At 46.0% G+C, this 4,416-nt stretch carries 5 protein-coding genes; 3 read left to right on the forward strand and 2 right to left on the reverse strand.

Translation table 11 applies throughout. The annotated features are described in order from the left end of the window. A partial coding sequence (locus U9P07_03710; protein MEA2108504.1) for a helix-turn-helix domain-containing protein occupies positions 1-1,110 on the reverse strand: 1,110 nt, incomplete at its 3' end. Between the two features lie 302 nt (positions 1,111-1,412). On the opposite strand from U9P07_03710, the gene U9P07_03715 reads away from it, so the two are divergent. Continuing rightward, positions 1,413-1,829 (forward strand): secondary thiamine-phosphate synthase enzyme YjbQ, encoded by a 417-nt coding sequence (locus U9P07_03715; GenBank protein MEA2108505.1) that lies wholly within the window; start codon positions 1,413-1,415, stop codon positions 1,827-1,829. Between the two features lie 174 nt (positions 1,830-2,003). After that, positions 2,004-2,207, forward strand: coding sequence for a hypothetical protein (locus U9P07_03720; protein MEA2108506.1), 204 nt, complete (start codon positions 2,004-2,006; stop codon positions 2,205-2,207). Between the two features lie 73 nt (positions 2,208-2,280). On the opposite strand, the gene U9P07_03725 is transcribed toward U9P07_03720, so the two are convergent. After that, a complete protein-coding gene (locus U9P07_03725) occupies positions 2,281-3,522 on the reverse strand; it encodes a DNA recombination protein RmuC (protein MEA2108507.1) in 1,242 nt (413 codons plus the stop codon). A 238-nt stretch (positions 3,523-3,760) separates the two neighbouring features. On the opposite strand from U9P07_03725, the gene U9P07_03730 reads away from it, so the two are divergent. Then, positions 3,761-4,198, forward strand: coding sequence for a hypothetical protein (locus U9P07_03730; GenBank protein MEA2108508.1), 438 nt, complete (start codon positions 3,761-3,763; stop codon positions 4,196-4,198). The last annotated feature ends 218 nt before the right edge of the window (positions 4,199-4,416 follow it).

Genomic DNA, 4,416 nt, shown 5'->3' on the forward strand with positions numbered 1-4,416 from the left:
GCTCATTTGCCGCATCATCGTTTTGAGATCGCCTTTTCCCTCTTGAATCTCAAAATAAACGATTTGTCCCTGGCAATCATGGACAAACATTTCCGTCTGGCCGGGCATTGCTTGACCGCGCTGCATATAAAACCCGCTGTGCACCGTATTCTTTCCATAATAGGGCACAAAATGTCCGTCTATATAAAGCCAGTACAGGGCGACCAAACTCTTTTTGGCCTGTTCGTGGAAAAATTTTTCAATTAACTCTCCGGACCTGCCCAGCCTGCATAGGTTGTGGACAAGCTTCCATATGTTGGGTTTGCTGAGCAGTTGCCTGATGCCTGCCAAGTTGCCGAATTCCCGTTTATATACGGTTTTTAACTTCTCTATCGAACCAAACCCGTTGACCATCATCATGGCGAAAAGATAGATGACAACACTATAATGGCCGATTATCCGCTGACACAGCCCCATCACATTGAAGGCATTCTGGAAGATGCCCCAATAGATAAAGCTTCCCGCATACCGGTTTTCCTTGAAATCATATGTCTCTTCAAAAAGCTCCGGCAGTTGGGCTTCCTGGTATGCAGGGGCCTGCTCTATGTCTTTGAAATCGATTAGTTTCGGCTCAGCTTCTGCGCCAGAATCAACGGTCCCTTCTTGTTCCTGTTGAGTTGCCTTTTCGGAGGGTTCAAAGCTTATGCGCAATTGCTGTTCTTGAAGGAATTGCCGTTTCTGCCGGCGTTCATATTCCAATTGTCTTGCTTTATTGCCTGTGGGAAGCTTATCCGCCTTATCTGCCCGTCCCTTGTCAACACTGCCCTTGTAGCTATTTACAAGTCCCTCAAAGCCGGATTTGAAAAAAGTTTTTTCCCAATTGTCAATGCTTTGCCGGGAAACCCGTAAGGCCTTGGCCAACTTGCTTTTCGTTATCTGACCTTCCATTATTAGCTCAACGGCCAGGCGCCGTTTATCTATGCCGGCGTTTATCTCAACATGGCGATAAGGAACCCCATACCGATAAACTGCCACGAGTTTTGCGGTCCGCCACTCAATCGAATAGCCATCGCCGATACCGATATTTTTGTCTTCCTCATCGGACATGTTAAATAATTGTTGCTGTTCCATATCAACCTCCGGCATCGAAAATCATTGATACTGATGGTTAATACTAAAATATACAAAATAATTTGTCAAGAAAATGTTTAATTTCTTTCTTATCAGTTAATTGAAAATATAATTGTCCAATTTTAACAGCGAACCAGCCTGAACCGGCGCCAACAGAAGGTTTGCCATTACCGATTCAACATGTTATTTCAATGATTTGAAGAAGTCTGTAGGTGGTGAAAGTTCCAGAAACTTTACCGGATGAGCTGATTTGATTTTTTTCTTGAACAGTATAAACTTTTAACGTTGTATGGGGAGGGGCTATGGAAAGCTATCGCCGGGAACTTTGGTTTAATACCGAAACCAGAAGAGCGTTTCTCAACATTACGTCTCAAGTGGAGGAATGTCTGCGGGAAAGTGGCATTCGTGAAGGCTTGGCGCTGGTTAACGCAATGCACATAACCGCATCGGTGTTCATCAATGATGATGAGTCAGGATTGCATCATGATTTTGATGTCTGGCTGGAAAAGCTGGCGCCCCATGAACCGGTGTCCCAGTATCGCCACAACGGTTACGAGGATAATGCCGACGGCCACCTGAAGCGGCAGATCATGGGCCGCGAGGTAGTGGTGGCGATAACAGACGGCAACCTTGATTTCGGCCCCTGGGAGCAGATTTTCTATGGTGAATTTGATGGCAGAAGGAAAAAGCGGGTGTTGGTAAAAATTATTGGCGAATAAACAATAACCTCAATACGGAAGATAAACATAATGGATGAAAAATCATCGAAGGATCCTGCAGATTTTGGTCCAGGACTGAGAAAAATTCGTCGACGGCGTTGGTTTCTCTGGTTGACGATTCTAATTTACCTTCCAGCGATGATGGTTTCCCTTCGGTCCCCATCGGGGTTTAATATGGCCGTAAAAGTGTTTATTGCCTGGATTGTCCTGCTCTTTATCACTGTATGGATTGTCGCCACCATTCGTTGTCCCGATTGTGGAAACTATTTCCATACCAGCGGTCCAACCTTCTTCCCGGCTCGTCGCTGCCTTCACTGTGGACTGCATATTAACGCTGATAAAAAAGGGGATGACAGAGGCCAGAAGGAAACGGAATAACTCGTAGAGATCAGTTCAAGCAGTATAGTATTATCACTGAGGAATAAACTAGCGACCTTGAGGGGTGAGTCAACTAACCATTTTCAGTTGTCGTTGTATTGTCTGCAGTAGCCGGTTTAATATCGTCGACTGCGGCCGGGGAAATTTCCTGTTGGCGGCGCAGATCTTCAATCTTATTAATCTGTCTGTCCAGTTGAGTCTTCCTGGTGGTGGTCAGCTTCTGGTATTCTTTCTGGGTTTCTTCAATCCTGCTTCCCAGTTTGTCAAATGACTGCATAAACATGGACCACTGTTTATTGAAAGCCCCGAGCCGGGAGAGAATCTGGGCGGCGGTTTTCTCCAGGTTGAAATTGTCAACTGCCTGGCGGATGACGGCCAGGACAGCATAAAGGGTAACGGGTGAGCAGAGGATAACCTTTTGCTTAAGGGCTTCGTCCAGCAGCTCCTGATCATTTTCATGGATGTAAGCATAGACCTGTTCGTTGGGAATGAAAATCAGGACATAATCGACAGTATTATCTCCGGGGTTGATATAGTTGCGGCTGGTTACCTCTTTAACCCTTTGACGAACATCCCGAAGAAAAAGATTACGATGGCTTTGGCGCTCAGCCTCACTGCCGGCTTCCAGGATTTTCAGGTAATTGCTCAGCGGGAATTTGACATCCATGTTCAACTTCAGTCCCTTGGGCAGCAGAAAGGTGAAGTCCGGGCGGGTGGCAGCTTCTGTCAGGGTTTTCTGCTTCAGGTAATTTACTCCTTCCAAAAATCCAGCCAGGCGCAGAACATCTTCCGCCATTCGTTCACCCCACTGGCCGCGGCTGCCGCTGCCGGCCAGGGCACTTTGCAGCTGGCTGGTGATCTTGTGCAGTTTCATCGTCTGTTCGCTGGTTATCTGCAGCTGCCTGGTTAATTTACCAAATTTGTTTTCCCGGTCTTTTTCAAAATTGTTGACCAGACTTTGGACTTGTTGTAATTCCGTCTTCATTGCCCCCAGGGTTTCGTCAATAAGGGTTTTTTTGCCGTGCAGTTCATGGCTGCCGGCAGTTACCTGCTTGCTGAGGGTTTCATTGGCCAGTTTCAGGAATTCTCCGGTGTTTCTGGTCAGCGCTTCTAATGAAAGGGAGCCAAAACTTTCCTTGAGTCGGTTAACCAGAGCTTCCGTTTCCTGCCGGTTGCGTTTTTCGGCTTGGTCTAAAAGAGCTGTGGTAATATTTTCAACTCCTCGGCGGCGCAGGTAAAAGAAAAGAATGGTCAGCAGGATTCCAATCCCAAGGCCGACCATAAAGGTGCTGAGAAGTTCTATGGGGAATGTCATCAGGGTCTCCGGGTTTGTATTTTTTTGACAGGGGAAAACTTTTCGGCTGAAAATATTTTTTTCTTCAGCGACGGTTAGCACAAAAACCAGGGGCTTGACAATCTTTTTGCCATTCTTCTTTGTTGCTCGTATGAGGCGACTAATGGATCGTTGACATTTTGCTCGGGTCCTATTATACCGAGTAAAAGTATCCCCGTGGATAGAAGGTTTTTCAAGACAGCCTTAAAGGAGATGGTCGATGTTATTTCTTCTTAGTTATTCCAGGTTTATCTTCTTGTTTGCCTTGCTGACATTTTTTCTGGCTGGTTGTGCTGTTGACCGGGCAGCCATATCGACAGCTGATCCCCCACGGGAAGCTTACCCGCAGTCCATCAATAAAAAGGGACCGCCACCCTGGGCTCCGGCCCATGGGCGTCGGGGCAGAATGTATAGCTATCGCTACTATCCCTCATCATATGTATATTTTGAGGCTTCCCGCGGGTTGTATTTCTATTTTTCAGCTGGTCGCTGGCAGTCTGGCATCAGTCTCCCTGGTGGCATCCAGATAGATGTTGGTGATTTTGTCAGCATTGAGCTGGAAAGTGAGCGACCCTATGAGCATTTTGTTGAACATCGGCAGGCATATCCTCCGGGAAAGTGGAAAAAGAAGAAAAATAAACCTTTCAAAAATAAGTGAAGGTGAATTGAATTCTGTTTTTATTAATAACCTAAACTGAGCGATTAGCCTTTAAAGGTTTAAGGTGTAGGGTGTAGGGTTTTTACCTTGCACCTTGTACCTTTTAGGTTTAATGATTACAGGATGTTTTGCTATTACAAACGTAAACATTCGACTACGTTTTCAGAAAAGATAAAAATACTCTCACAGAGGCACAAAGTCACAGAGAACCCGAGTCA

It is taken from the genome of Pseudomonadota bacterium (assembly GCA_034660915.1).
Taxonomy (GTDB): domain Bacteria; phylum Desulfobacterota; class Anaeroferrophillalia; order Anaeroferrophillales; family Anaeroferrophillaceae; genus DQWO01.

Coding starts and splice junctions, on each gene's coding strand:
- U9P07_03715 (MEA2108505.1), top strand. CDS start 1,413: ATGGAAAGCTATCGCCGGGAACTTTGGTTTAATACCGAAACCAGAAGA.
- U9P07_03720 (MEA2108506.1), top strand. CDS start 2,004: ATGGCCGTAAAAGTGTTTATTGCCTGGATTGTCCTGCTCTTTATCACT.
- U9P07_03725 (MEA2108507.1), bottom strand. CDS start 3,522: ATGACATTCCCCATAGAACTTCTCAGCACCTTTATGGTCGGCCTTGGG.
- U9P07_03730 (MEA2108508.1), top strand. CDS start 3,761: ATGTTATTTCTTCTTAGTTATTCCAGGTTTATCTTCTTGTTTGCCTTG.